Source organism: Streptomyces sp. NPDC033966, from assembly GCF_055575955.1.
Window position 1 is genome coordinate 98,933 of the sequence record NZ_JBVIRQ010000004.1, and the last position, 26,092, is coordinate 125,024.

25 protein-coding genes are annotated in these 26,092 nt (G+C 71.4%); 10 read left to right on the forward strand and 15 right to left on the reverse strand.

Annotation, left to right across the window (positions count from 1 at the left end; all coding sequences use genetic code 11):
• Positions 1 to 21: 21 nt before the first annotated feature.
• Together ACZ518_RS12665 and ACZ518_RS12670 are read right to left on the reverse strand one after the other, a co-directional pair.
• Complete coding sequence (locus ACZ518_RS12665) at positions 22 to 558, reverse strand: TetR/AcrR family transcriptional regulator (protein WP_469113048.1); 537 nt, start codon at positions 556 to 558, stop codon at positions 22 to 24.
• Positions 558 to 881, reverse strand: coding sequence for a DMT family transporter (locus ACZ518_RS12670; protein ID WP_469113049.1), 324 nt, complete (start codon positions 879 to 881; stop codon positions 558 to 560). The genes ACZ518_RS12665 and ACZ518_RS12670 overlap by 1 nt, the downstream gene beginning before the upstream one ends.
• A 105-nt stretch (positions 882 to 986) precedes the next feature.
• Here ACZ518_RS12670 and ACZ518_RS12675 point away from each other — a divergent pair, with 105 nt between their 5' ends.
• Positions 987 to 1,829, forward strand: a complete 843-nt coding sequence (locus ACZ518_RS12675; RefSeq protein WP_469113050.1) for a hypothetical protein — start codon at positions 987 to 989, stop codon at positions 1,827 to 1,829.
• On the opposite strand, the gene ACZ518_RS12680 is transcribed toward ACZ518_RS12675, so the two are convergent.
• From ACZ518_RS12680 to ACZ518_RS12720, 9 genes are all read right to left on the reverse strand, one after another.
• Positions 1,816 to 3,123, reverse strand: coding sequence for a hypothetical protein (locus ACZ518_RS12680; protein ID WP_469113465.1), 1,308 nt, complete (start codon positions 3,121 to 3,123; stop codon positions 1,816 to 1,818). The genes ACZ518_RS12675 and ACZ518_RS12680 overlap by 14 nt on opposite strands.
• A 241-nt stretch (positions 3,124 to 3,364) precedes the next feature.
• A complete protein-coding gene (locus ACZ518_RS12685) occupies positions 3,365 to 3,709 on the reverse strand; it encodes a metal-sulfur cluster assembly factor (RefSeq protein WP_469113051.1) in 345 nt (114 codons plus the stop codon).
• Entirely contained in the window at positions 3,706 to 4,167 is a 462-nt protein-coding gene (sufU, locus tag ACZ518_RS12690) for a Fe-S cluster assembly sulfur transfer protein SufU (RefSeq protein ID WP_469113052.1), read from the reverse strand. Before sufU ends, ACZ518_RS12685 begins: the two co-directional genes overlap by 4 nt.
• Positions 4,168 to 4,189: 22 nt before the next feature.
• A complete protein-coding gene (locus tag ACZ518_RS12695) occupies positions 4,190 to 5,446 on the reverse strand; it encodes a cysteine desulfurase (protein ID WP_469113053.1) in 1,257 nt (418 codons plus the stop codon).
• Positions 5,443 to 6,207: a Fe-S cluster assembly ATPase SufC gene (sufC, locus tag ACZ518_RS12700; protein ID WP_469113054.1), complete on the reverse strand. Its 765-nt coding sequence runs from the start codon at positions 6,205 to 6,207 to the stop codon at positions 5,443 to 5,445. Before sufC ends, ACZ518_RS12695 begins: the two co-directional genes overlap by 4 nt.
• 7 nt (positions 6,208 to 6,214) lie before the next feature.
• The gene (locus tag ACZ518_RS12705; protein WP_469113055.1) at positions 6,215 to 6,532 is read right to left on the reverse strand and encodes a bifunctional 3-phenylpropionate/cinnamic acid dioxygenase ferredoxin subunit; all 318 of its coding nucleotides are present in this window, start codon (positions 6,530 to 6,532) and stop codon (positions 6,215 to 6,217) included.
• Positions 6,532 to 7,710, reverse strand: a complete 1,179-nt coding sequence (gene sufD / locus ACZ518_RS12710; protein WP_469113056.1) for a Fe-S cluster assembly protein SufD — start codon at positions 7,708 to 7,710, stop codon at positions 6,532 to 6,534. The genes ACZ518_RS12705 and sufD overlap by 1 nt, the downstream gene beginning before the upstream one ends.
• Positions 7,711 to 7,815: 105 nt before the next feature.
• A complete protein-coding gene (gene sufB, locus ACZ518_RS12715) occupies positions 7,816 to 9,231 on the reverse strand; it encodes a Fe-S cluster assembly protein SufB (RefSeq protein WP_365179148.1) in 1,416 nt (471 codons plus the stop codon).
• Entirely contained in the window at positions 9,228 to 9,989 is a 762-nt protein-coding gene (locus tag ACZ518_RS12720) for a helix-turn-helix transcriptional regulator (protein ID WP_469113057.1), read from the reverse strand. Before ACZ518_RS12720 ends, sufB begins: the two co-directional genes overlap by 4 nt.
• A gap of 243 nt (positions 9,990 to 10,232) precedes the next feature.
• Here ACZ518_RS12720 and ACZ518_RS12725 point away from each other — a divergent pair, with 243 nt between their 5' ends.
• The 4 genes from ACZ518_RS12725 (at position 10,233) to ACZ518_RS12740 (ending at position 14,165) form a co-directional block, all read left to right on the forward strand.
• Entirely contained in the window at positions 10,233 to 11,159 is a 927-nt protein-coding gene (locus ACZ518_RS12725; protein ID WP_469113058.1) for an ABC transporter ATP-binding protein, read from the forward strand.
• Entirely contained in the window at positions 11,156 to 11,923 is a 768-nt protein-coding gene (locus tag ACZ518_RS12730; protein WP_469113059.1) for an ABC transporter permease, read from the forward strand. The genes ACZ518_RS12725 and ACZ518_RS12730 overlap by 4 nt, the downstream gene beginning before the upstream one ends.
• A 111-nt stretch (positions 11,924 to 12,034) precedes the next feature.
• Positions 12,035 to 13,171, forward strand: a complete 1,137-nt coding sequence (locus ACZ518_RS12735) for a hypothetical protein (protein WP_469113060.1) — start codon at positions 12,035 to 12,037, stop codon at positions 13,169 to 13,171.
• A gap of 4 nt (positions 13,172 to 13,175) precedes the next feature.
• Positions 13,176 to 14,165 (forward strand): COX15/CtaA family protein, encoded by a 990-nt coding sequence (locus tag ACZ518_RS12740; protein WP_469113061.1) that lies wholly within the window; start codon positions 13,176 to 13,178, stop codon positions 14,163 to 14,165.
• Positions 14,166 to 14,195: 30 nt separating this feature from the next.
• Here the strand turns inward: ACZ518_RS12740 and ACZ518_RS12745 are convergent, their stop codons facing one another.
• The 3 genes from ACZ518_RS12745 to ACZ518_RS12755 form a co-directional block, all read right to left on the reverse strand.
• Positions 14,196 to 15,290, reverse strand: coding sequence for an amidohydrolase family protein (locus tag ACZ518_RS12745; protein ID WP_469113062.1), 1,095 nt, complete (start codon positions 15,288 to 15,290; stop codon positions 14,196 to 14,198).
• A gap of 122 nt (positions 15,291 to 15,412) precedes the next feature.
• Positions 15,413 to 15,790: a hypothetical protein gene (locus tag ACZ518_RS12750; protein WP_469113063.1), complete on the reverse strand. Its 378-nt coding sequence runs from the start codon at positions 15,788 to 15,790 to the stop codon at positions 15,413 to 15,415.
• 15 nt (positions 15,791 to 15,805) lie between these two features.
• On the reverse strand, positions 15,806 to 16,747 hold the full coding sequence (locus ACZ518_RS12755; protein ID WP_125594321.1) for a heme o synthase: 942 nt from the start codon (positions 16,745 to 16,747) through the stop codon (positions 15,806 to 15,808).
• Between the two features lie 320 nt (positions 16,748 to 17,067).
• On the opposite strand from ACZ518_RS12755, the gene tkt reads away from it, so the two are divergent.
• The 5 genes from tkt (at position 17,068) to pgl (ending at position 24,222) form a co-directional block, all read left to right on the forward strand.
• Positions 17,068 to 19,155, forward strand: a complete 2,088-nt coding sequence (gene tkt, locus ACZ518_RS12760; RefSeq protein ID WP_469113064.1) for a transketolase — start codon at positions 17,068 to 17,070, stop codon at positions 19,153 to 19,155.
• Between the two features lie 36 nt (positions 19,156 to 19,191).
• The gene (gene tal, locus ACZ518_RS12765; protein ID WP_469113065.1) at positions 19,192 to 20,310 is read left to right on the forward strand and encodes a transaldolase; all 1,119 of its coding nucleotides are present in this window, start codon (positions 19,192 to 19,194) and stop codon (positions 20,308 to 20,310) included.
• A gap of 2 nt (positions 20,311 to 20,312) precedes the next feature.
• Positions 20,313 to 21,842, forward strand: a complete 1,530-nt coding sequence (gene zwf, locus ACZ518_RS12770; protein WP_469113466.1) for a glucose-6-phosphate dehydrogenase — start codon at positions 20,313 to 20,315, stop codon at positions 21,840 to 21,842.
• Positions 21,839 to 23,074 carry a glucose-6-phosphate dehydrogenase assembly protein OpcA gene (opcA, locus tag ACZ518_RS12775; protein ID WP_469113066.1) on the forward strand — a complete coding sequence of 412 codons (1,236 nt, stop codon included), beginning with the start codon at positions 21,839 to 21,841 and terminating at the stop codon, positions 23,072 to 23,074. The genes zwf and opcA overlap by 4 nt, the downstream gene beginning before the upstream one ends.
• A 365-nt stretch (positions 23,075 to 23,439) precedes the next feature.
• Positions 23,440 to 24,222 carry a 6-phosphogluconolactonase gene (gene pgl / locus ACZ518_RS12780; protein ID WP_469113067.1) on the forward strand — a complete coding sequence of 261 codons (783 nt, stop codon included), beginning with the start codon at positions 23,440 to 23,442 and terminating at the stop codon, positions 24,220 to 24,222.
• A gap of 57 nt (positions 24,223 to 24,279) precedes the next feature.
• Here pgl and pgi read toward each other — a convergent pair whose 3' ends face one another.
• Positions 24,280 to 25,932 (reverse strand): glucose-6-phosphate isomerase, encoded by a 1,653-nt coding sequence (gene pgi / locus ACZ518_RS12785; protein ID WP_469113467.1) that lies wholly within the window; start codon positions 25,930 to 25,932, stop codon positions 24,280 to 24,282.
• Between the last annotated feature and the right edge of the window lie 160 nt (positions 25,933 to 26,092).

Consider the following 26,092-nt stretch of genomic DNA (forward strand, 5'->3'; position numbering starts at 1 on the left):
GCCGGGCCCTGATCCACCAGCCTAGGCCGGCCGCAGCACCCGGGACAGGACCTCGCGGGCGTACGGCTCCTCGTACGGGGCGCCCGTCAGCAGTACCTGGAGGCTGATGCCGTCCATCACCGCCACCAGCGCCCGCGCCGTGACCGGGTCGGTGTGCTCCGCCAGGGCCGCTGCCACCGCCTCGCACCATTCGGCGGCGACCGGCCGCAGCGCCGGGCGGCGCAGGGCGGCCAGGTACAGCTCGTACTCCAGCTCCGCCCGCCCCCGGTCCGCCTCCAGGATCTCCCCCAGCAGCCGCGCCAGCGCACCGGCGAGGTCCTCGCCCTCGCGCACCGCCGGCACGGGAGCGTACACCTCGCAGGCCTGCCGCAGGGAGGCGACCAGCAGGTCGTCCAGGGTCTTGAAGTGGTACGTGGTCGAGCCCAGCGGCACGTCCGCCTCCGCCGCCGCGCTGCGATGGCTGAGCCCCGCGATCCCCTTGGCCCCCACGACCCGGATCGCGGCGTCGATGATCCGCTGCCTGCGGTCGGGGTCGTAGCGGCGCGCTGCGGCGGCCATCAGTGCGTCGCCCCGCCCAGGTTCAGCAGCACCACGCCGCCGATGACCAGCGCGATCCCGGCGATCTTCGCGGCGGTGGTGGCCTCCCCCAGGAACACCATCCCTATCGCGGCGATGGCGGCGGTGCCGACCCCGGCCCAGATCGCGTACGCGGTGCCCACCGACATCGACTTCAGCGTCTGCGCGAGCAGGGTGAAGGCGATGACGTAGCCCAGCAGGGTGCCCAGCGAGGGCCAGAGGCGGGTGAATCCGTCGCTGTACTTCATGGCGGTGGTCCCGGCGACCTCCGCGGCTATGGCCATGGCGAGCAGTACGTAAGGCATGTGTACGACAGTACACATCGATGCGTACACATGTACACACGCACGTCCGGGTACACCCGGGCCCAGCGGAGCTACGGTGGCCCCCTCAGGGGACGGGGGCGGCTCATGGCGCAGCATTGGACCCACGCGGGCGGCGGCTGGCTGCCGCCGCGACGCCCCCGGCCCGGCGTGGTGCCGCTGCGGCCCCTGGGGCCCGGCGAGATCCTCGGGGGTGCCGCCACCACCCTGCGCCGGTACGGCGGAGCGCTGTGCGGCGCGCTGCTCCTCGGCCAGCTCGCGGGGGCCCTGCTGGTCGCCGCGGCGGCCGGGGCGGCCACCCTGGCCTCCCTCAGCCCCAGCTCCGGCAGCCGGGTCTTCGTCTGGACGCTGTTCCCGGCGGCGGCCCTGTTCCTGCTGTTCACCTGCGCCCTGGCGACCGCCCTGATCGCGGTGCTGCTGCGCCCGGCGGTGCTCGGCCGCGCCGTGACCGTACCGGGGCTGCTGCGGGCGGGGCTGACCCGGACCCCGGCCGTGCTCGGCGCGCAGCTGCTGGCGCTGTTCGCCGCGGCGGCCCCGGTCGTGGCGGCCGGGGCCGCCGGGCTGCCGGCGCCCGCGCTGCTGCCGCTGGTCCCGGTGGCCCTGTGGCTCGGGGTGCTGTTCGCCCTGGCGCCCACCGCCGCCGGGTACGAGGGGCTCGGGCCGGTGGCGGCGCTGCGGCGTTCGGCGCGCCTGGTGCGGGGCGCGTGGTGGCGGACCCTCGGGGTCACGGCCCCTGCGGTGGCGTTCACCTGCGCGGCCGGGTACGCGCTGCAGGCCTGGTTCGGCCTGGCCGGGGCGCTGTCGGCGCTGGTCCTGCTGCCGGCCTTCCCGCAGCTGCCCGCCGGGCTGCTCTACGTGGACCGGCGGATCCGCCGCGAGCACCTCGCCGAGGCGCTCGTGGCGGATCCGGAGCCGTTCAGTTCAGGGTGAACCAGGCCGCGCGGGCCTTCTTCCACTCCGGGTGCGTCAGGTCCTTGGCCTGGGTGCCGTCGCCGTACAGGTCGGCGGAGCCGCTGTCGGTGACCACCTGCACCCGGGCCCCGGGGGCGTTCAGGTCCGGCACCTCCACGACGGCCTCCCAGCCGCCGGGGTCGGTGGTGGGCAGGTCGGCCCGCTTGACGGGGGCGTGGCCCGGGACGCCGTCCCACTGGTAGAGGGCGTACGGGTCGGAATTGTCGTCGGCCGCCCAGGAGCCGGCCAGGATCAGGTACTGGTCGGCGGCGTTCTTCTTGACGTCCCGCACCGACAGCCCGCCGAGGTCGAGTTCGACGCCGGAGCCGAAGACCGCCTCGGCGCCGCTCGACAGCACCTGGTCGAAGTTGGTGACCGGCACGAGCAGGGCCTTGCCGCCGGGCACGGCCGGGGCGAGCGGGGCGCGGAAGCCCAGGTAGGCGGTGGTGGTGGAACCGGGTGCGAACTCCAGGCCCTCCACGTTGAACCCGTCGATCTGCTTCGGCGCTTCGCCGGCCGCGGTGCCCGCCGCGAAGCCGTAGCGGTTGCCGTTCGCGGTGTCCCAGGCGACGAGGTCGTCGCGGAGATTCTTGTACGAGCGCCCGTACGCGAGCTGCGTGCCCGGGCCGGACCCGCTGACGGTGGTGGTGAACACCGTGTTGCGGGGCGCCTTGTACTCGCCGTCCTTGTTGTTGCCGAGGGAACCGGTCCAGTAGACGGTGTTGCCGATCCGGGTGGCGCCCTCGATGTCCACCTCCTTGGTGACGCCGAGCTGGGAGCTGAAGTCCCAGGTGCGCACGGGGGCGGCGGAGCGGGAACGGTCGTACAGGCGCAGCACGTTGTTCTCGTCGTCGGCGACCACGGTGAAGCCGCCGCCCACGTCGACGGCGGCCGAGGAGTCCGAGGCGCCGCTGAAGTAGCGGGCGTCGGCCGGGTTCTGGACGGCGGCTGAGGCGGCGTAGGAGAGGGTCCTGGTGGCGGTCTTGCCGCCGAGCCCGGTGACCTTGACCGTCAGGCTGGTGTAGCCGCGGGCGTGCGCGGTGACGGCCAGCTGCCGTACGGCCCCGGTACCGGTGACCGTGACGTCGCCGGTGCCGGCGACGGAGGCGTTGCTGGAGGCCGAGGCGCTGACGGTCAGGGCGGAGGCGTCGGCGCCGCTCTGGCCTACGGTCACGCCGACGGTCTGGTCGCCCGCCCCGCCCACGGATCCCGACAGGTAGGCGGCGGACAGCGAGATGGCCGGGGTCCCGTAGGTGACCGCGTGCGCGGGCATGACGGTAGCGGCGACGATCAGTGCGGCGGCGCCCGCGGTACCCGCGATGCCGAGCTGCTTCTTCAAGGTGGCGTCCTCTCCCTCACGGCGTCACGCTGTGACGGCCGTCGAGAAGGTTCGGCCACCGTGGCCAACTCCCGGTGCACGTCACGCGTCGGCCCGGAAAAATCCCCGGAGAACCCTGAGTACAGGGAGGGCCCCCGGCACGACCGTGCCGGGGGCCCTCACGCGTACGCGTCGCTCAGACGTTGAAGCCGAGCGCGCGCAGCTGCTCACGGCCGTCGTCCGTGATCTTGTCCGGGCCCCACGGGGGCATCCAGACCCAGTTGATGCGGAGCTCGTTGACGATGCCCTCCGTCGCCGACTTCGCCTGGTCCTCGATGACGTCCGTCAGCGGGCAGGCCGCCGAGGTCAGGGTCATGTCGAGGGTGGCGATGTTCGCGTCGTCGATGTGGATGCCGTAGATCAGGCCCAGGTTGACGACGTCGATGCCCAGCTCGGGGTCGACCACGTCGTAGAGGGCCTCGCGGACCTCCTCCTCGGTGGCCGGCTTGGTCGACGCCTCGGGCGTCGCGTTCTCGGTCATGCCGTCTTCCTCTCCGCGTCGCCCAGCACCTGGGCGGTCGCGTCCTTCCACGCCATCCAGCTCAGCAGAGCACACTTCACGCGCGCCGGATACTTGGAGACGCCGACGAACGCGACCGCGTCCTCCAGCACCTCCTCCATGGCCTCGTCGGGCTCGATCTTGCCCTTGGACTGCATCATCTCCAGGAACACGCCCTGGATCTTCTGCGCCTCGGCCAGCTCCTTGCCGACCAGCAGCTCGTTCAGTACGGACGCGCTGGCCTGGCTGATGGAGCAGCCCTGGCCCTCGTAGGAGACGTCGGTGAGCGTCTCCCCGTCGTACTTCACGCGGAGCGTGATCTCGTCGCCGCACGTCGGGTTGACGTGGTGCACCTCGGCGTCGCCGTCGCGCAGGCCGCGCCCGTGCGGGTGCTTGTAGTGGTCCAGGATCAGTTCCTGGTACATCGAATCCAGCTTCACAGCCTCGTCCTCGTCGCCTTCGTCAGCCGAAGAAGTTCCGTACGTGCTCCAGCCCGTCGATCAGCGCGTCGACCTCGGCGGGAGAGGAGTACAGGTAGAAAGACGCTCGCGTGGTCGCGGGAATTCCGTACCGGAGGCAGACGGGGCGTGCGCAGTGGTGTCCCACGCGGACCGCGATGCCCTGCTCGTCCAGCACCTGGCCGACGTCGTGCGGGTGGATGTCACCGAGCGTGAAGGAGATCGCGGCACCGCGGTCCTCGGCCGTGGTCGGGCCGATGATCCGCAGGTCGGGCACCTCCAGGAGGCGCTTGACCGCGTACTCGGTGATCGCGTGCTCGTGGGCGGCGATGTTCTCCATGCCGATCGAGGTCAGGTAGTCCACGGCCGCGCCGAGGCCGACGGCCTGGGCGATCGGGGGCGTGCCGGCCTCGAACTTGTGGGGCGCCGGGGCGTACGTGGAGGAGTGCATCGAGACGGTCTCGATCATCTCGCCGCCACCGAGGAACGGGGGCAGGTCCTCCAGGAGCTCCTGGCGGCCCCACAGGACGCCGATGCCGGTCGGGCCGCACATCTTGTGGCCGGTGAAGGCCACGAAGTCGGCGCCGAGGGCCTGGACGTCCAGGGGCATGTGGGGAGCGGCCTGCGAGGCGTCGATCAGCACCAGCGCGCCGACCTCCTGAGCGCGCCGGACGATCGCCTCGACCGGGTTGACCGTGCCCAGGATGTTGGAGACCAGCGTGAAGGAGACGATCTTCGTCTTCTCCGTGATGACCTCTTCGATGTTGGACAGGTCGAGCCGGCCGTCGTCGGTGAGGCCGAACCACTTCAGCTTCGCGCCGGTGCGCTGCGAGAGCAGCTGCCACGGCACGATGTTGGAGTGGTGCTCCATCTCCGTGATGGCGATCTCGGTCTCGCGGTCGACCCGGTAGGGCTCGTCCGCCCAGCCGAGCATGTTCGCGACCAGGTTGAGCGACTCCGAGGCGTTCTTGGTGAAGATCACCTCGTCGCGGCTCGGCGCGTTGATGAAGGCGGCGACCTTGTCGCGGGCGCCCTCGTACAGCGCCGTGGCCTCCTCCGCGAGCACGTGCACGCCGCGGTGGACGTTGGCGTTGTGCCGCTCGTAGTACTCGTTCAGCGCGTCGAGCACCTGGCGCGGCTTCTGCGAGGTCGCCGCGTTGTCCAGGTAAACGATCTTCTTCCCGTCGTGGACCACACGATCCAGCAGGGGGAAGTCCTTGCGGATCGCCTCGATGTCGAGGAGGCCAGGCAGCTGTGTCACGCGGTCGCGCCACCCTTCACGTACTTGTCGTAGCCCTCGTTCTCCAGCTGGTCGGCGAGCTCGGCGCCGCCGGACTCGGCGATGCGGCCGTTGGCGAACACGTGGACGAAGTCGGGCTTGATGTAGCGCAGGATGCGCGTGTAGTGGGTGATCAGCAGGGTGCCGACCTCACCGGTCTCGCGGACGCGGTTGACGCCCTCGGAGACGATGCGCAGGGCGTCGACGTCGAGGCCGGAGTCGGTCTCGTCGAGGATCGCGATCTTCGGCTTGAGGAGCTCCAGCTGGAGGATCTCGTGGCGCTTCTTCTCACCGCCGGAGAAGCCCTCGTTGACGTTGCGCTCGGCGAAGGCCGGGTCCATCTGGAGCTGCTCCATGGCGGACTTGACCTCCTTCACCCAGGTACGCAGCTTGGGGGCCTCGCCGCGCATGGCGGTGGCGGAGGTGCGCAGGAAGTTGGAGACCGAGACGCCGGGGACCTCGACCGGGTACTGCATGGCGAGGAAGACGCCGGCGCGGGCGCGCTCGTCGACGGACATCTCCAGGACGTCTTCGCCGTCGAGGGTCACGGTGCCACCGGTGATGGTGTACTTCGGGTGACCGGCGAGGGAGTACGCCAGGGTGGACTTGCCGGAGCCGTTGGGGCCCATGATGGCGTGCGTCTCACCCTGCTTGACCGTCAGGTCGACACCCTTGAGGATCTCGCGGGCGCCGTTCTCGGCCTCGACGGAGACGTGCAGGTCGTGGATTTCAAGCGTTGCCATGGGTACCTCAGGACTCCTGGGTGAGGGAGACGAGCACGTCGTCCCCTTCGATCTTTACGGGATAAACGGGGACGGGGCGCGTCGCGGGCAGACCGGAGGGCTTGCCGGTGCGCAGGTCGAAGGCCGACCCGTGCAGCCAGCACTCGATCATGCAGTCCTCGACCTCACCCTCCGAGAGCGAGACGTTCGCGTGCGAGCAGACGTCGTTGATCGCGAACACCTCCCCCTCGGTGGAGACGATGGACACCGGCGTGCCGTCGAGTTCCACCCGCTTGGGGGTGTTCTCCTCCAGCTCGCTCAGCGCACAGGCCTTGACGTACGTCATCAGACGGCCGCCGCCAGCTCGGCCTCGATCTTCGCGATGAGGCGCTCCTCGATGTCCGCGACACCGATCTGCTGGACGAGCTCGGCGAAGAAGCCGCGCACGACCAGGCGGCGGGCCTCGTCGGCCGGGATGCCACGGGCCTGGAGGTAGAAGAGCTGCTCGTCGTCGAAGCGGCCGGTCGCGGAGGCGTGGCCGGCGCCGACGATCTCGCCGGTCTCGATCTCCAGGTTCGGCACCGAGTCGACGCGCGCGCCGTCCGTCAGGACGAGGTTGCGGTTCATCTCGTAGGTGTCGGTGCCCTCGGCGGTCTTCTCGATGAGCACGTCACCGATCCAGACGGCGTGGGCGTCCTGGCCCTGGAGCGCGCCCTTGTAGACCACGTTGGACTTGCAGTGCGGGGCGTCGTGGGTGACCAGGAGGCGGTGCTCCTGGTGCTGGCCCGCGTCCGTGAAGTACACGCCGAGCATCTCGGCCTCGCCGCCGGGGCCCGCGTAGCTGACGCGCGGGTGCAGGCGGACCAGGTCGCCGCCGAAGGTCACGACGACGGACTTGAAGCTCGCGTCACGGCCGACGAGGGCGTTGTGCTGCGAGGTGTGGACCGCGGTGTCGTCCCAGTCCTGGACGGACACGAAGGTCACCTTGGCGCCGTCGCCGACGAGGATGTCGACGTTGGCGGCGCGGACGCCGTCGCCGGTGTGGTCGATCACGATGATCGCCTCGGCGAAGGGCTTGATGTCGAAGACGGTGTGCCCGAAGGTCGTGCCGCCCTCACCGTGGAGCGCGACCCGGATGGGCTCGGCGAGCACGGTCTCCTTGGGCACGGTGACGACCGTGGCCTTGGCGAACGAGGAGAAGGCCTGCGCGGAGACCCGGTCGACGGGGGTGCCGGCCTTGCCGATCCGCTCGTCGCCGCGCTCGACGGACTCGACCGTCACGCCCTCGGGGGCGTCGATCTGGGCCTTCATGGTGCCGTTGGCGACCGCGGTGCCGTCGTGCAGGCCCTTGAGGCGGGCCAGCGGGGTGAACCGCCACTCCTCCTCGCGGCCGTGCGGAACGGGGAAGTCGGCCACGTCGAAGGACGGGGGCGCGCTCATCCGGGTGGCGACGGTGGACTCGGCGGCCACCGCGATCGCGCCGGCGGTGGTGGAGCCCGCCGGAATGTTCTGAGCCTCAGCCATGGCTGTCGTCTTGCTCACTCTCTGAAAAAGCACTGCCTGCATACGTGTGGCGAATGTGCTGGGACGGGGGCGGGGGCGGCCGGGGTGCGCCGGCCGCCGTCGGGACTAGCCGACCGAGCCCTCCATCTGCAGCTCGATGAGCCGGTTGAGCTCCAGCGCGTACTCCATCGGCAGCTCCTTCGCGATCGGCTCGACGAAGCCGCGCACGATCATGGCCATGGCCTCGAACTCGGTGAGCCCGCGCTGCATCAGGTAGAAGAGCTGGTCGTCGGAGACCTTGGAGACGGTGGCCTCGTGGCCCATCGTCACGTCGTCCTCGCGGACGTCCACGTAGGGGTAGGTGTCCGAGCGGGAGATGGTGTCGACGAGGAGCGCGTCGCACAGCACGTTGGACTTGGAGCCCGCGGCGCCCTCGCCGATCTCGACCAGACCGCGGTAGGAGGTGCGGCCGCCGCCTCGCGCCACCGACTTGGAGACGATGTTGGAGGAGGTGTTCGGCGCCATGTGGACCATCTTGGAACCGGCGTCCTGGTGCTGGCCCTCGCCCGCGAAGGCGATGGACAGGGTCTCGCCCTTGGCGTGCTCGCCCATCAGGTAGACGGCCGGGTACTTCATGGTGACCTTGGAACCGATGTTGCCGTCGATCCACTCCATGGTCGCGCCCTCGTACGCCACGGCGCGCTTGGTGACCAGGTTGTAGACGTTGTTCGACCAGTTCTGGATGGTCGTGTAGCGGCAGCGGCCGCCCTTCTTCACGATGATCTCGACCACGGCGCTGTGCAGCGAGTCCGAGGAGTAGATCGGGGCGGTGCAGCCCTCGACGTAGTGGACGTAGGCGTCCTCGTCGACGATGATCAGCGTCCGCTCGAACTGGCCCATGTTCTCCGTGTTGATGCGGAAGTAGGCCTGGAGCGGGATGTCCACGTGGACACCCTTGGGGACGTAGATGAAGGAGCCGCCCGACCACACGGCGGTGTTCAGCGACGCGAACTTGTTGTCGCCGACCGGGATGACCGTGCCGAAGTACTCCTGGAAGAGCTCCGGGTGCTCCTTGAGCGCGGTGTCCGTGTCGAGGAAGATGACGCCCTGCTCCTCCAGGTCCTCGCGGATCTGGTGGTAGACGACCTCGGACTCGTACTGGGCCGCGACACCGGCGACGAGGCGCTGCTTCTCCGCCTCCGGGATGCCGAGCTTGTCGTACGTGTTCTTGATGTCCTCGGGCAGTTCCTCCCAGGAAGCGGCCTGCTTCTCGGTGGAACGCACGAAGTACTTGATGTTGTCGAAGTCGATGCCCGAGAGGTCGGAACCCCAGTTGGGCATGGGCTTCTTGTCGAACAGCTTGAGACCCTTGAGGCGGAGCTTCAGCATCCACTCCGGCTCGGACTTCTTCGCCGAGATGTCGCGCACGACATCCTCGGACAGACCCCGCTTGGCAGCGGCGCCGGCCGCGTCGGAGTCGGCCCAGCCGTATTCGTAGGTGCCCAGGCCATCGAGCTCAGGGTGAGCAGTCTCCGTGGTCATGCGGGGTTCCTCCCGGCCGTACTTGCAGATACTGATGTGTCGGTCTGTGTGGCGCTCGTGCTACGCGGAATGAACGTCGTGCACACCCCGTCGCCGTGGGCGATCGTGGCGAGGCGCTGCACATGCGTCCCGAGCAGGCGGGAGAAGACCTCGGTCTCCGCCTCGCAGAGCTGCGGGAACTGCTCGGCGACGTGTGCGACCGGGCAGTGGTGCTGACAGAGCTGTTCACCGCTGTGCGGACCGGGAGCGCTCTTCGCCGTAGCAGCGTACCCGTCCGCGGTCAACGCCTTGGCAAGGGCCTCGGTGCGGTCCGCGGGTGCGGCCGCCTCCACGGCTTCCCGGTAGGCCCGCGCCTGTGTCTCCATCCGCGCCCTCGCGAAGGCGGCGACGGCCGCCTCGCCCTCGTCGCCCCCGCCGACGGACTGCGCGATCCAGCGCAGGGCGTCCGCGGCAAGGGTGTCGTAGGACTGGTCGAAGGCGTCGCGGCCGCAGTCGGTGAGCGCGAAGACCTTGGCGGGCCGGCCCCGGGTGCGTGCGCCGTACACACGCTGCTCACGGGGTTCGACCACGTCATCGGCGACGAGCGTGTCGAGGTGGCGGCGCACGGCGGCCTGAGTGAGGCCCAGACGCTGCGCGAGGTCGGCGACGGTGGAGGGGCCGTGGTCCAGGATGGACCGCGCGACCCGGTTGCGGGTTGACCGCTCCCCGGTCGCGAGTTCCCCCTGGGGGGCCTCGCTCGTCCGTTCGCCGTATTTCACAACGCCATTGTTGCGTAATTAAGCGAGCCCCGACAAGCCGTGACGGACGCCACGCCCGGTGGCGTCCATCACTAAGGGTTACCTTATTTATCTACGGAGAGTTAATCGGTAGATGGAATTCCGTTTCCATTCCCGGCGGGAGGAGTCGTGTCCGCGGCACCGCGTTCGAATCAATTCCCCCTTTCCCGGCCCGTCGACCCCGGGGCCGAGGCGCCCTTCCCGCGCTCCGTAGACTCAGTCACCATGAGCAACGACCCCGCCGTGGAAATCCGCGGACTGGTGAAGCGGTACGGCCCCAAAACGGCGGTGGACGGCCTGGACCTCACCGTCCCGCGCGGCTCCGTCACCGCGGTACTCGGCCCCAACGGCGCGGGCAAGACCACCACGGTGGAGACCTGCGAGGGCTACCACCGCCCCGACGCCGGCACCGTCCGCGTCCTCGGCCTCGACCCGGTGGCCCAGGCCGGGCGGCTGCGCCCGCGCGTCGGCGTGATGCTCCAGTCCGGCGGCGTCTACTCGGGCGCCCGCGCCGTGGAGATGCTGCGCCACATGGCGAAGCTGTACGCCGACCCCCTCGACGTCGACACCCTCGTGGAACGCCTCGGCCTCGGCGGCTGCGGCCGCACCGCCTACCGCCGGCTCTCCGGCGGCCAGCAGCAGCGGCTCGCCCTGGCCATGGCCGTCGTCGGCCGCCCCGAGCTGGTCTTCCTGGACGAGCCCACCGCCGGCCTCGACCCGCAGGCCCGCCGCGCGACCTGGGACCTCGTACGCGAACTGCGCGCCGACGGCGTCACCGTCGTCCTCACCACCCACCACATGGACGAGGCCGAGCAGCTCTCCGACGAGGTCGCCATCGTGGACGCCGGCAAGGTCATCGCGCACGGCAGCCCCGAGCAGCTGTGCCGGGGCGGCGCCGAGAACACCCTGCGGTTCACCGGCCGCCCCTCCCTCGACCTCGCCTCCCTGCTGAAGGCCCTGCCCGACGGCAGCCAGGCCGCCGAGCTCACCCCGGGCGCCTACCGGGTCACCGGCGACGTGGACCCGCAGCTGCTGGCCACCGTCGCCTCCTGGTGCGCCCAGCACGGGGTGATGCCCGACAGCCTCTCCGTCGAGCGGCACACCCTCGAAGACGTCTTCCTCGAACTGACCGGTAAGGAGCTGCGCGCATGAGCGCCGGTACGTTCACCCCCCGGCCGGGGGCCGCGCCGGTGTCCCGGATGATCTGGGCGCAGACCGCGCTGGAGACCCGGATGCTGCTGCGCAACGGCGAGCAGCTGCTGCTCACCGTGATCATCCCGGCGCTGCTGCTGACCCTCTTCTCCGCCGTCGACATCGTGGACACGGGCGACGGGAAGGCCGTCGACTTCCTGGCCCCGGGCGTCCTCGCCCTCGCCGTGATGTCCACCGCCTTCACCGGCCAGGCCATCGCCACCGGGTTCGACCGCCGCTACGGGGTGCTCAAGCGGCTCGGCGCCTCCCCGCTGCCGCGCTGGGCGCTGATGACCGCCAAGACCCTGTCGGTGCTGGTCACCGAGGTGCTCCAGGTGGCCCTGCTGACGGTGATCGCCCTCGCGCTGGGCTGGTCCCCGCACGGGAACCCGTTGTCGGTCGCGGTGCTGCTGCTGCTCGGCACGGCCGCCTTCTCCGGGCTCGGCCTGCTGATGGCGGGGACCCTCAAGGCCGAGGTGACGCTGGCCGCGGCGAACCTGGTGTTCCTGCTGCTGCTGGTCACCGGCGGGGTGATCGTGCCGCTGGAGAAGTTCCCCGGCGCGGTGCAGTCCGTGCTCGGCCTGCTGCCGATCTCGGCACTGTCCGACGGGCTGCGCGAGGTGCTCCGGAACGGGTCCGCGCTGCCGTGGGGCGACGCGGCCGTGCTGGGCGGCTGGGCGGTCCTGGGGCTGGGCGCCGCCGCGAAGTGGTTCCGCTGGGAGTGAGCCACAGCGGCGGGCGGCCGCCGGTGCGCCGGGAGTGAATCGGCGCCCCGGATCGTTGGCCCGACGGGAGGATGACCAGCCTCCACACATCGGAACGCCGGGGGGCGTGGCATGGCTCAGCGGGAGGCCGCTCTGCGGCTGGACGGACAGTGGGAGCGGATCAGATCGGGGGCCGAGCCGGCCGGGCCCGCCGAGAGCGAGCGGCTGCTGCGGGAGCTGATCGGCGCGCTGCGCGGGCCCGCGCAGACCGACCCCGAGTGCGCCGCCCGGCTCGGGCTGCGCCTGGGAGACCTGGCGGCACGCCGGTTCGGGGGCGGGGACCGGGCCGGGGCGCTGGCAGCCGTCGAGGAGGGGCTCGGCCACGCTCGCCGGGCCGCGCCGCACGCGCCGGAGTACGCCCGCTGGTACGCCCGGGGGCTGATCAACCAGGGGGTCTGGCTGGCGTGGCCGCTGAGCGACGCGGCCCGGCTGCCCCGGCACCCGCTGGGCGAGGGCGGCGAGAGCGGCCCGGGTGCGATGGAGCGGGCGGCCGGCGAGCGCGCCCGTGACGTGACGCGGGCCGCCGTCGAGGTCTGGGCCGGGCTGGACCAGGAGGACCCGGTCAACCGGCGGGGGCTCGCGCAGGCCAAGGTGTTCCTCGCGGACCGGCTCGCGGAGCTGGGCTCCGCGGCGCAGGCGGTCGCCTGGGCGGTGGACGCCGAGTCCGGGTTCCGCCGGCTGCTGCTCGCGGACCCCGGGCCGGAGGCCGCGCAGGAGGCCGGGGAGGCCCTGGACCACATCGGCCGCCAGCTGGAGCTGCGGCTGCGCTTCCTGGGCTTCGACGCGCTGGCGGGGCTCCGGGCCGACGGGCTGCTGCCCGAGCGGCTGCTGCCGCAGGCGGTGGTGGCGGCCCGGATCCAGGGCGTGCCCGAGGCGGTGATCGGGGGCCGGCTGGGGCTGGACGCCGAGCAGGTGGCCACGATGCTGGAGGTGACCCCGTGGCTCGCGGTGTGGCGGGTCGAGGTGCGGGCCGCCGACGGGCTGTGGAACGTACAGCCGGATCCGTGGCAGGGGTCGGCGCAGGTGCGGGGGCTGACCGCCGAGGAGGTGGGGGCCGACCTGGTGCGGGGGTTCGCCGGGTCGCCGCTGCACCCCGGCGAGGGCGGCCTGTGGCGGGTTCTGGTGTGGTGGCACGAGGAGGGGGATCCGGCGGGCGCCAGGTTCCGCCGGACGCTCGGACCCGACGCCCCCGTCGGCACCCCCTCGTGAAACTTTGCACAAGGCGCCGCATACGATAGGCGCCGTGTTGAACCCATTCGCATACATCGCCGACCGCTGGACGCCGTCACCCCGGACCGTCCGGCGGGCCGCGTCCGCCGCGCTCCTGATGAGCGTGGCCATCATCGTCACCGGCGGCGCGGTGCGGCTGACCGGATCCGGTCTCGGCTGCGACACCTGGCCCAAGTGCACGGACGACAGCCTGGTCGTCACCCAGGCCCAGGGTTTCCACGGAGCCATCGAGTTCGGCAACCGGATGCTGACGTACGTGCTGAGCGCGGCCGTCGGCTGGTTCATCCTCGCGGCGCGCTCCTCGAAGCCGTGGCGGCACTCGCTGACCGGGCTCGGCTGGATTCAGTTCGCCCTGGTGATGGGAAACGCGGTCCTCGGCGGCATCACCGTCCTGACTGGCCTCAACCCGTACAGCGTCGCCGGGCACTTCCTGCTCGCCACCGGCCTGATCGCGGTCACCACCGTCTCCTGGCAGCGCACCCGCGAGGGTGACGGCGCCCCCCGCCCGCGCGTGCCGGGGCCCGTGCGCAAACTGTCGTGGGCGCTGATCGCGACCACCCTGGTGCTGATCGCGGCGGGCACGGTCGTGACGGGCTCCGGTCCGCACGCCGGCGACAAGAGCGAGATCAAGCGCATGCCGTTCGACTGGGCGGCCACCGCCCACGTGCACGCCATCGCCGCCTGGCTGGTCTGCGCGCTCGCCGTCGCGATGTGGCTGGTGCTGCGGGTGGTGGACGCCCCCGGCGACACCCGGGCGCGCGCCCGCGACCTGCTGGTCGTACTGCTCGCCCAGGGCGCGATCGGCTACGTCCAGTTCTTCACGAAGCTGCCCGAGGTACTGGTCGCCGCGCACATGCTGGGCTCCTGCCTGGTGTGGATCTCGGTGCTGCGCCTGGCCCTGAGCCTGCGCGAGCGCTCCGCGGACCGGGTGGAGGCCCCGGCGCGGGACGAGGAGCAGCTCTCGGCGGTCTGACGCCGTCCGGCCGGACGGCGCCCGGCGCCGTCAGCCGCGCTCGTCGAGCCGGTAGACGCGCCGGGCGTTGCCGGCCGCGAGCATTCCCGCGACGCGCTGCGCGTCCTGCCAGGACCAGGCGCCCTCGGCGACCCAGCCCCCCAGGACCCGGTCGAGCGCCTCGCGGAACACCAGGGCGCCGACCGCGTGCAGCTCGGGCAGGTCCCGCCCGCCGCTGGAGAACAGCAGCTTGCCGAAGGGCGCGAGTTCCAGCAGCTCCGCCAGTACGGCGGCGGCCCGCGCCCCCGTGCGTGCGAGGGCCGGGCCGAGGTCGGCGTGGACGTGCGGGTGCTCCGCCGCCAGGCGGGCCGTCTGCCGGTGGTACGGGTACCCGCCGCTCAGCACCAGCCGCGCGCCCAGGCCCGCGGTGGCCCGTACGAACCCGGCGAGCGGCTCGGGGTCGTCCCCGCCGGTGTGCAGCTGGAGCGGCAGCCCGCAGGCCAGCGCGCTCCACACCAGGTGCCGCAGGAGCACGGGGTCCCGTAGCTCCCCTCCCCTGGTGCGGCCGGCCAGCCAGCGCCCGGCCGCCGCCCGGACCTCCCCGGGCCCGGGCGGTTCCGGGGCTGCGTCCAGGGCGGCCGCGCAGCCGGTGCGGGCCCCGCAGGCGAAGCCGACGGCTCCGGCGGCGGCGTGGTGGACGGCTCCGGCGAGGTTGGCGAGGAAGGCCACGACGGTCCCGGAGGTGTCGGCGGCCTGCTCGGCCAGTATCTCCAGCCGGACCACCTCGAAGGCCTCCGCGTCCCCGGCGAGGGCCAGCTCCTTGGGCCCCGTGAGGTCTCCGGCTGCTCCCGTGTCGACGAGGTACGTGCCCGTCCCCGAGCCCCGCAGCAGCCGTCTGGTGCTCTCCGCGGCGCCGAGCTCGCGCCGCCGGGCCAGGTACCGGGCGGGCGGGCAGTGCGGCTCCAGGCCGAGCAGGGGCGGGCACCAGCGGCGCACGGCGAAGCCCGTCTGGGTGTCGAAGAACGTGGTGCCCGGGGCGGGCGGGCCGGCCGAGCGGATGAGCTGGGCCTCGAAGGTGGCGATGCCCAGCTCGGTGCGGAGCACCCCGAGGCAGTGCTGGTCCGCCAGGGGCGGCGTTTCGATCATCCGGTCATCCCGTTGCGGACGTGGGGAAGCGGCTTCCACACGTCCTAACGGGTGAGCGGGGTGTGAAGTATTGCCCGCTCTGTTGACCGACCCGCGTTTCGGGGAATCGGGCGGCCGGGGATTCAGGCGGCCGGGTTGGCGGGGCCGCCGATCTGGATTCCGGCCATCCGGGTCCACTCGTACGGGCCGGTCTTCACCCGGGCGGCGAACTCCCCGTCGAACTCCTCGTGGAGGGTCAGCCCGGCCTGTTCGGCGGCGAGCTGGGCCACGGCGTACGTCGGGGCCACCAGGTCGCCCCAGCCGCCGTCGGTGCCCACGAGCACGATGCGGGTGCCGGCCTGGCCGATGTGCGCGAGCTGGCCCTCGGCGCCGCCGTGCTGCTTGGCGAACGCGCCGATCTGCCGGGCCAGCTTCGCGGCCGTGCGGCTGTGCTTCTTGTCCGCGGGCGCTGCGGCCCCGGAGGTGTCTGCGGTGTCTGGGGTCTCTGCCATGGACGGCATGCTACCGGCGAGTAATCAGCGGAGGAAGGGATCCACGGCCACGGCGACGAAGAGGAGCGACACATAGGTGATCGACCAGTGGAACAGCCGCATCTCCTTGAGCTTCGCGCCCGTCACCCCGGCCTTGGCCCGGGCGCTCAGCGCGTGCGCCTCCCACAGCCACCAGCCGCCGGCCAGCAGCGCGACCGAGGTGTAGAACCAGCCGGTGTACCCCAGCGGGGTCAGCAGCAGCGAGACCGCCACCATCACCCAGCTGTAGAGGACGATCTGGCGCGCCACGGCCTTGTTGCCCGCCACCACCGGCAGCATCGGCACGCCGACCCGCGCGTAGTCGTCCTTGACCTTCATGGACAGCGGCCAGTAGTGCGGCGGCGTCCAGAAGAAGATGACCAGGAAGAGGATGACGGCGGCCCAGGAGACCTCGTTCTTCACCGCCGACCAGCCGATGAGCACCGGCATGCAGCCGGCGATCCCGCCCCAGACGATGTTCTGCGCGGTGCGCCGCTTCAGCAGCATCGTGTAGACGACCACGTAGAAGAGGAGCGCGCCGAGCGCGAGTGCGGCCGACAGCCAGTTGATCAGCAGGCCGAAGAACAGCGTCGAGACGACGCCCAGCGAGATGCCGAAGACCAGGCACTCGGCCGGGCTCACCATGCCGGTCACCAGCGGACGCTGGGACGTGCGGTCCATCAGCGCGTCGATGTCGCGGTCGATGTACATGTTCAGCGCGTTGGCGCCGCCCGCGGACAGGTAGCCGCCGAAGCAGGTGGCGAGCACCAGCCACAGCGACGGCACGCCCTGCTCCGCGAGGAACATCACCGGCACTGTGGTGATCAGCAGAAGTTCGATGATCCGCGGCTTGGTCAAAGCCACGAAAGCCATGACCCGGGCCCCGAACGGCCGGTGACCGGGGCTCGTCCCGAGCACCCCCGCTGGACGGGATTCGACGGCCGTCACGCACACCCCTGAGAGAGAATCCAGCAAGCTTCCGAAGCGATGCCTCCAGTAAATGAAGGCTCGGTAAAGGCTTGCGCGTACCACGCCACTGTAGACGTAGCTCTTGCCCCGCCCCGCGCGGGGGTCGCCTCGTGTTGAGCCGATCGGACCGATGGCAAGATCACCGACGGCGGATCCCAGGTGAACGGCGGACACCGGGACGGCGACGCACTGCGTGCACTCGAATAGCCGCACGCCCTGGCGGGGGTAGGCTCGGAATCGCGCCGGTGTCACCGTTCGTCACCGGCAAAACAACATGTGGAGAGGAGCCCTGACCAACGGTGAGCACCAAGCCGACCACCCCAGAGCTCGAGTGGACCGAACTGGACCAGCGGGCCGTCGACACCGCCCGCATCCTGGCCGCCGACGCGGTCCAGAAGGTCGGGAACGGACACCCCGGTACGGCGATGAGCCTGGCCCCCGCCGCGTACACGCTTTTCCAGAAGGTCATGCGGCACGACCCCTCGGACCCGGAGTGGGTCGGGCGTGACCGTTTCGTGCTCTCCGCAGGGCACTCGTCCCTGACTCTTTACACCCAGCTCTACCTGGGCGGTTTCGGCCTGGAGCTGGACGACCTCAAGGCCTTCCGCACCTGGGGCTCCAAGACCCCCGGCCACCCGGAGTACGGTCACACGGCCGCCGTCGAGACCACCACCGGGCCGCTGGGCCAGGGCATCGCCAACGCGGTGGGCATGGCCATGGCCGCCCGCTACGAGCGCGGCCTGTTCGACCCGGAGGCCGCCGAGGGCACCTCCCCGTTCGACCACATGGTCTACGCGATCGCGGGCGACGGCTGCCTCCAGGAGGGCATCTCCCACGAGGCGTCCGCGCTGGCCGGCCACCAGAAGCTCGGCAACCTGGTGCTGCTGTGGGACGACAACCACATCTCCATCGAGGGTGACACGGAGACGGCCGTCTCCGAGGACACCATGAAGCGCTACGAGGCGTACGGCTGGCACGTCCAGCGCGTCGAGCAGCTGGAGAACGGCGACCTCGACCCGAAGGCCCTGTTCGCCGCCCTCCAGGCCGCCAAGGCCGAGACCGGGCGCCCGTCCTTCATCGCGGCCCGCTCGATCATCGCCTGGCCCGCCCCGCACGCCCAGGGAACCGAGGCCTCCCACGGCTCGGCCCTCGGCAACGACGAGGTCGCCGCGACCAAGCGCGTGCTCGGCTTCGACCCGGAGCAGACCTTCGAGGTCTCCGACGCGGTCCTCGGCCACACCCGCGGCCTGGTCGACCGGGGCCGTGACGCCCGCGCCGCCTGGGAGAAGGACTTCTCCGCCTGGCGCACCGCCAACCCCGAGCGCGCCGCCGCCTTCGACCGCATCGAGGCCAACGAGCTGCCCGAGGGCTGGGAGGACAAGCTCCCCGTCTTCGAGACCGGCAAGGGCGTCGCCACCCGCGCCGCCTCCGGCAAGGTCCTCGAAGCCCTCGGCGCGGTCATCCCGGAGCTGTGGGGCGGCTCGGCCGACCTGGCCGGCTCCAACAACACGACCATCGACAAGAACTCCTCGTTCCTGCCGGTGGGCAACCCGCTGCCGGAGGCCGACCCGTACGGCCGCACCATCCACTACGGCATCCGCGAGCACGCGATGGCCGCCGTGATGAACGGCATCACGCTGCACGGCCACACCCGCATCTACGGCGGCACCTTCCTGGTGTTCTCCGACTACATGCGCAACGCCGTCCGCCTGTCCGCGCTGATGCACCTGCCGGTGACGTACGTGTGGACGCACGACTCCATCGGCCTCGGCGAGGACGGCCCGACCCACCAGCCGGTCGAGCACGTCGCCTCGCTGCGCGCCATCCCGGGTCTGAACGTCGTCCGTCCGGCGGACGCGAACGAGACCGCCGTCGCCTGGCGCGAGATCCTCAAGCGCCACACCAAGGTGTACGGCAAGGGCGCCCCGCACGGCCTGGCCCTCACCCGCCAGGGCGTGCCGACGTACGAGCGCAACGAGGACGCCGCCAAGGGCGGCTACGTGCTGTTCGAGGCCGAGGGCGGCGACGCCCAGGTGGTCCTCATCGGCACCGGCTCCGAGGTGCAGCTCGCCGTCGCCGCGCGCGAGGCGCTGCAGGCCGAGGGCGTCCCGGCGCGCGTGGTCTCGATGCCCTCCGTCGAGTGGTTCGAGGAGCAGACCCAGGAGTACAAGGACAGCGTTCTGCCGCCCTCGGTGAAGGCGCGAGTCGCGGTCGAGGCCGGCATCGGCCTGACCTGGCACCGTTACGTCGGGGACGCCGGCCGGATCGTCTCGCTGGAGCACTTCGGTGCCTCGGCCGACGGCGCCGTCCTGTTCCGCGAGTTCGGCCTCACCGCCGAAGCCGTGACCGCAGCCGCCAAGGACTCCCTCACCGCCGCCGCGCGCTGAAGACCGGCACCTGAACCAGTAGGAGATGTAATTCCCATGGCAGACGCACTCAAGCGCCTCTCCGACGAGGGCGTGGCGATCTGGCTGGACGATCTGTCCCGCAAGCGCATCACGTCCGGCAACCTCGCCGAACTCATCGACCAGCAGCACGTGGTCGGTGTCACCACCAACCCGTCGATCTTCCAGAAGGCGATCAGCAGCGGCGACGGCTACGAGCAGCAGCTCGCCGACCTCGCCGCCCGCAAGGTCACCGTCGACGAGGCCATCCGCATGATCACGACGGCGGATGTCAGGGACGCCGCCGACATCCTGCGCCCGGTCTTCGACTCGACGGACGGCCAGGACGGCCGCGTGTCGATCGAGGTCGACCCGCGCCTCGCGCACAACACGACGGCGACCATCGCCGAGGCCAAGCAGCTCGCCTGGCTGGTGGACCGCCCGAACACGCTCATCAAGATCCCGGCGACCGAGGCCGGCCTGCCGGCGATCACCGAGGTCATCGGCAAGGGCATCAGCGTCAACGTCACGCTGATCTTCTCGCTGGAGCGCTACCGCGCGGTCATGGACGCGTACCTGGCGGGCCTGGAGAAGGCGAAGGCCGCCGGCCTGGACCTCTCCAAGATCCACTCGGTCGCCTCCTTCTTCGTGTCCCGCGTGGACAGCGAGATCGACAAGCGCCTCGACGGCGTGGGCACCGACGAGGCCAAGGCCCTGAAGGGCAAGGCGGCCCTCGCCAACGCCCGTCTGGCCTACGAGGCCTACGAAGAGGTGTTCGGCGGCGAGCGCTGGGCGGCCCTGGACAAGGCGCAGGCCAACAAGCAGCGCCCGCTGTGGGCCTCGACCGGTGTCAAGGACCCGGCGTACAAGGACACCCTGTACGTGGTGGACCTGGTCGCGCCCGGCACCGTGAACACCATGCCCGAGGCCACCCTGGAGGCCACCGCCGACCACGGCGAGGTCTCCGGCGACACCATCCGCGGCACCTACGAGCAGTCGCGCGCCGAGCTGGACGCGGTCGCGAAGCTCGGCATCTCGTACGACGATGTGGTGCAGCTGCTCGAAGACGAAGGCGTCGAGAAGTTCGAGGCGTCGTGGAACGACCTGCTGAAGTCGACCGAGGCGGAGCTGACGCGCCTCGCCCCCGCGGAGGACTGAGTATTTTGTCGGTGAACGGAGCGAACCCGCTTCGTGACGCACAGGACCGGCGGCTCCCGCGCATCGCGGGGCCGTCCGGCCTGGTCATTTTCGGCGTTACGGGTGACCTGTCGCGCAAGAAGCTCATGCCCGCCGTCTACGACCTCGCGAACCGCGGCCTGCTGCCCCCGGGCTTCTCGCTGATCGGTTTCGCCCGCCGCGAGTGGCAGGACGAGGACTTCGCCCAGGAGGTGTACGAGGCCGTCAAGGAGCACTCGCGCACTCCCTTCCGTGAGGAGGTCTGGCAGCAGCTGGTGCAGGGCTGCCGGTTCGTCCAGGGCGAGTTCGACGACGACGCGGCCTTCGAGACGCTCAAGTCGACCATAGAAGAACTCGACAAGGCCCAGGGCACGGGCGGCAACTTCGCCTTCTACCTGTCGGTGCCGCCGAAGTTCTTCCCCAAGGTGGTCCAGCAGCTCAAGAACCACGGGCTGGCCCAGAAGGAGGGCTCCTGGCGGCGTGCCGTCATCGAGAAGCCCTTCGGCCACAACCTGAAGAGCGCGGAAGAGCTCAACCAGGTCGTCCACGAGGTCTTCCCCCGTGACGAGGTCTTCCGGATCGACCACTACCTCGGCAAGGAGACCGTCCAGAACATCCTGGCGCTCCGCTTCGCCAACACGATGTTCGAGCCGATCTGGAACCGGTCGTACGTCGACCACGTCCAGATCACCATGGCCGAGGACATCGGCATCGGCGGCCGGGCCGGCTACTACGACGGCATCGGCGCGGCCCGCGACGTCATCCAGAACCACCTGCTCCAGCTGCTGGCGCTGACGGCGATGGAGGAGCCCGGCTCCTTCCACCCCAAGGCCCTGGTGGCCGAGAAGCTGAAGGTGCTCAGCGCCGTCCAGATCCCCGAGGACCTCGGCAAGCACACCGTGCGCGGCCAGTACTCGGCGGCCTGGCAGGGCGGCGAGAAGGTCGTCGGGTACCTCGAAGAGGACGGCATCGACCCCAAGTCGAAGACCGACACCTACGCGGCCATCCGCCTGGAGATCAACAACCGCCGCTGGGCGGGCGTCCCGTTCTACCTGCGGACGGGCAAGCGCCTGGGCCGCCGGGTGACCGAGATCGCGGTGGTCTTCAAGCGGGCCCCGTACCTGCCCTTCGAGTCCGGCGCGACCGAGGAACTGGGGCAGAACGCCCTGGTCATCCGGGTCCAGCCGGACGAGGGCGTGACGGTCCGCTTCGGCTCGAAGGTGCCGGGCACCTCCATGGAGGTCCGGGACGTCACGATGGACTTCGCCTACGGCGAGTCCTTCACGGAGTCCAGCCCCGAGGCCTACGAGCGGCTCATCCTCGACGTCCTCCTCGGCGACGCGAACCTCTTCCCGCGTCACCAGGAAGTCGAGCTGTCCTGGAACATCCTCGACCCGATCGAGGAGTACTGGGACAAGCACGGCAAGCCCGCGCAGTACGCGGCGGGCACCTGGGGGCCGGTCGAGGCGGACGAGATGCTCGCACGAGACGGACGGAGCTGGCGCCGGCCATGAAGATCGACCTCACGGAGACCACCTCCAGCAAGATCAACGCCGCGTTGGTGCAGGCGCGCCGGGACATCGGCACGCCTGCCATCGGCATGGTCCTCACGCTGGTGATCGTGACCGACGAAGAGAACGCGTACGACGCGCTCAAGTCGGCGAACGACGCGTCCCACGAACACCCCTCGCGGATCGTCGTCGTGGTCAAGCGGGTCAGCCGCTCCCCGCGCAGCCGCCGCGACGCCCGTCTCGACGCGGAGATCCGCGTCGGCGCGGACTCCGGCACCGGGGAGACGGTCGTACTGCGCCTGCACGGAGAACTGGTCAACCACGCCCAGTCGGTCGTGCTCCCGCTGCTCCTGCCGGACGCCCCCGTGGTCGTCTGGTGGCCGGAGGGCGCTCCCGCGGACCTGGCGGGCGATCCGCTGGGCGCGCTGGGGCAGCGCCGGATCACGGACACGTACTCCTCGGAGGAGCCCATCGGGGCCCTCGGCCTGCGGGCGGAGGCGTACGCGCCGGGTGACACGGACCTGTCGTGGACCCGGATCACCCCGTGGCGCTCCATGCTGGCGGCCGCGCTCGACCAGCAGACGATCTCGGTGGTCTCCGCGACCGTCGAGGGCGAGGACGAGAACCCGAGCTGTGAGCTGCTGGCCATGTGGCTGGCGGACCGCCTCGGGGTCCCGGTCAAGCGGACCCTGTCGGACGGGCCGGGGCTGACCGCCGTACGGCTGGAGACCAAGGACGGCGTGATCGTCCTGGACCGTGCGGACGGTGCGCTGGCGACGCTGTGCATGCCGGGTCAGCCGGACCGCGCGGTGGCGCTCAAGCGCCGCGACACGGCGGAGCTGCTGGCGGAGGAACTGCGCCGGCTGGACCCGGACAACACGTACGAGGCGTCGCTTAAGTTCGGCGTCGGCCGCCTGGCGGCCACGGCGGGCACGTCGCAGCCGAAGGCCGGTGCCGGTGCCGGCACCGGTGGCAAGGCTGGCGCTGTGGCCGGTGCCGGTGCCAACGCCGGCGCCGGGGCTGGTGCTGTGGCCGAAGCCGGTGCCGGTGCCGGTGCCGGTGCCGGTGGCAAGGCTGGGGCTGCGGCCGAGGCCGGTGGCGGTTCCGAGGCCGGTGGCAGCGCCGGCGCCGAGGCTGGTGCCAAGGCTGACGCCGCTGCCGAGGCCGAGGCCGACGGCAAGGGGTCGGCGGCGAAGCCGGCGGGCAAGCCCGCCAAGCGGGCGGCGGCCAAGTAGCAGGACGGGGGCCGCTGCGCGGAGCGGTCCCCTACCCGCCCTTCCACCGTTCCTCCCCCAGCTACCGCTGGGAGGTGCCCCCAGGGCTCCGCCCGGACCCGCGCCTCAACCGCCGGCGGGGCCGAGCACTTCCAGCCCCGCCGGCGATCGGGGCGACGGGCGCGCAGCGCCCGTACAGGGGTCCGGGGCGGAGCCCCGGTTTCGGGAAGGGGCGGGGTGGGGAACGGCTCCGCGCAGCGGCACCCGCGCACCCGCGCACCCGCACCCGGCACCCCCGACCTCCCCACCAGCCGGCACCCCGCAGGGGACCGGCTCCGCGCAGCGGAAACCACCCAGAACTACCAAGAAGGCGGCAGCACATGGGTATGACGACTCCCCAGGTCGTCGTCCACCGGGACAAGGAGCTGATGGCCCAGGCCGCGGCGGCCCGGCTCATCACGAAGATCGTGGACGCGCAGGCCGCCCGCGGCAGCGCCTCGGTCGTCCTGACCGGCGGCCGCAACGGCAACGGCCTCCTCGCGGCCCTCGCCGCCGCCCCCGCCCGGGACGCGATCGACTGGTCCCGCATCGACCTGTGGTGGGGCGACGAGCGCTACGTCCCCGCCGACGACCCCGAGCGCAACCACGTCCAGGCCCGCGAGGCGCTGCTGGACGCCGTCCCCGTGGACCCGGCCCGCGTGCACGCGATGCCCGCCTCCGACGGCCCGTACGGCGACGACGTGGACGCCGCCGCGGCCGCGTACGCCGCCGAGCTGGCGAAGGCCGCCGGGCCGGAGGACCACGGCCCGGTCCCCACGTTCGACGTGCTGATGCTGGGCGTGGGCCCGGACACCCACGTGGCGTCCCTGTTCCCCGAGCACCCTGCGGCCCGTGAGACCGAGCGCACGGTCGTCGGCGTCCACGGTGCCCCGAAGCCGCCGCCGACGCGCGTCTCGCTCACCCTTCCGGCGATCCGTGCGGCCCGCGAGGTCTGGCTGCTGGCGGCCGGCGAGGACAAGGCAGGGGCCGTCGCCATCGCCCTCGGCGGCGCCGGGGAGGTCCAGGCCCCGGCCGCGGCCGCCCACGGCCGCAGCCGCACCCTGTGGCTGCTGGACCGCGCGGCGGCGGCCAAGCTGCCCACCGGGCTGTACCCCCCGGCCTCGGCCTAGGCCGGCCACGGCGAAGGGCCCCGCACCGGCGACCGGTGCGGGGCCCTTCGGCGTTCGTCAGCGCCCGCGCAGCTCGCGGTACGTGGCCACCAGGGCCCGCGTCGACGGGTCGAGGCTCTCCACGTGCGAGCCCTCGGTCAGCGCCGGCTCCACGCGCTTGGCGAGGACCTTGCCGAGCTCGACGCCCCACTGGTCGAAGGAGTCGATGTTCCACACCGCGCCCTGGACGAACACCTTGTGCTCGTACAGCGCGATGAGCTGCCCCAGCACCGACGGCGTCAGCTCGGTGGCGAGGACGGTCGTCGTCGGGTGGTTGCCCTGGAAGGTCTTGTGCGGGACGAGCGCCTCGGCGACGCCCTCCGCGCGGACCTCCTCGGCGGTCTTGCCGAAGGCCAGGGCCTGCGTCTGGGCGAAGAAGTTCGCCATCAGCAGGTCGTGCTGGGCCTCCAGCGCCGGCGACAGCTCCGTCACCGGGCGGGCGAAGCCGATGAAGTCCGCCGGGATCAGCTTGGTGCCCTGGTGGATCAGCTGGTAGTAGGCGTGCTGTCCGTTGGTGCCGGGCGTGCCCCACACCACCGGGCCGGTCTGCCAGTCCACCGGATTGCCGTCCCGGTCCACGGACTTGCCGTTCGACTCCATGTCCAGCTGCTGCAAGTACGCGGTGAAACGGGAGAGGTAGTGGCTGTACGGGAGCACCGCGTGCGACTGCGCGTCGAAGAAGGCCCCGTACCAGATGCCCAACAGGCCCAGCAGGAACGGGGCGTTGCTCTCCATCGGCGCGGTGCGGAAGTGCTCGTCCATGGCGTGGAAGCCGCCGAGCAGCTCGCGGAAGGAGTCCGGGCCGATGGCGATCATCAGGGAGAGGCCGATGGCGGAGTCGAAGGAGTAGCGGCCGCCGACCCAGTCCCAGAACCCGAACATGTTGGCCGGGTCGATGCCGAACTCGGTGACCTTCTCCTCGTTGGTGGACAGGGCCACGAAGTGCCGTGCCACGGCGGCCTGGTCCCCGCCGAGCCCCGCGAGCAGCCACTCCCGCGCCGAGGTGGCGTTGGTGATGGTCTCGATGGTGGTGAAGGTCTTCGAGGCGATGATGAACAGCGTCTCCGCCGGGTCGAGCTCCCGCACGGCCTCGTGGAGGTCGGCGCCGTCCACGTTGGAGACGAACTTCAGGGTCAGGGCGCGGTCGGTGAAGGCGCGCAGCGCCTCGTACGCCATGGCGGGGCCCAGGTCGGAGCCGCCGATGCCGATGTTGACCACGTTCTTGATGCGCTTGCCGGTGAAACCGGTCCACTCCCCCGACCTGACCTGGCCGGAGAAGGCCGCCATCTTGTCGAGGACCTCGTGCACGTCGGGTACGACGTTCTCGCCGTCCACCTCGACGACGGCCTCCCGCGGGGCGCGCAGCGCGGTGTGCAGGACCGCGCGGTCCTCCGTCACGTTGATCTTCTCGCCGCGGAACATCGCGTCCCGCAGCTCCGCCACGCCGGTGGCCGACGCCAGTTCGCGCAGCAGCCCGAGCGTCTCGTCGGTCACGAGGTGCTTCGAGTAGTCGATGTGCAGGTCCCCGACCCGCAGCGTGTAGCCGGCGCCCCGGTCCGGGTCCGACTCGAAAAGCTCCCGCAGATGCGTCTGCCCCAGCTCTTCCCGGTGCTTGCCGAGTGCGTGCCACTCGGGCGTCCGGTTGAGCCTCGTACGGCTGTCTGCGTTCATCTCGGACATCAACCCACTTCTTCCGTCCTGTTGTGCCCCGCCACCGTCCAACCTAAGGGATCGGAAGGGGGACAACGCACACAAAGGGGCCCGGCCCGCGGGATTCGCTCTCCCGCGGGCCGGGCCCTGAGTCGCTCTTGAGGGCGGCCCCGTCGTGTGC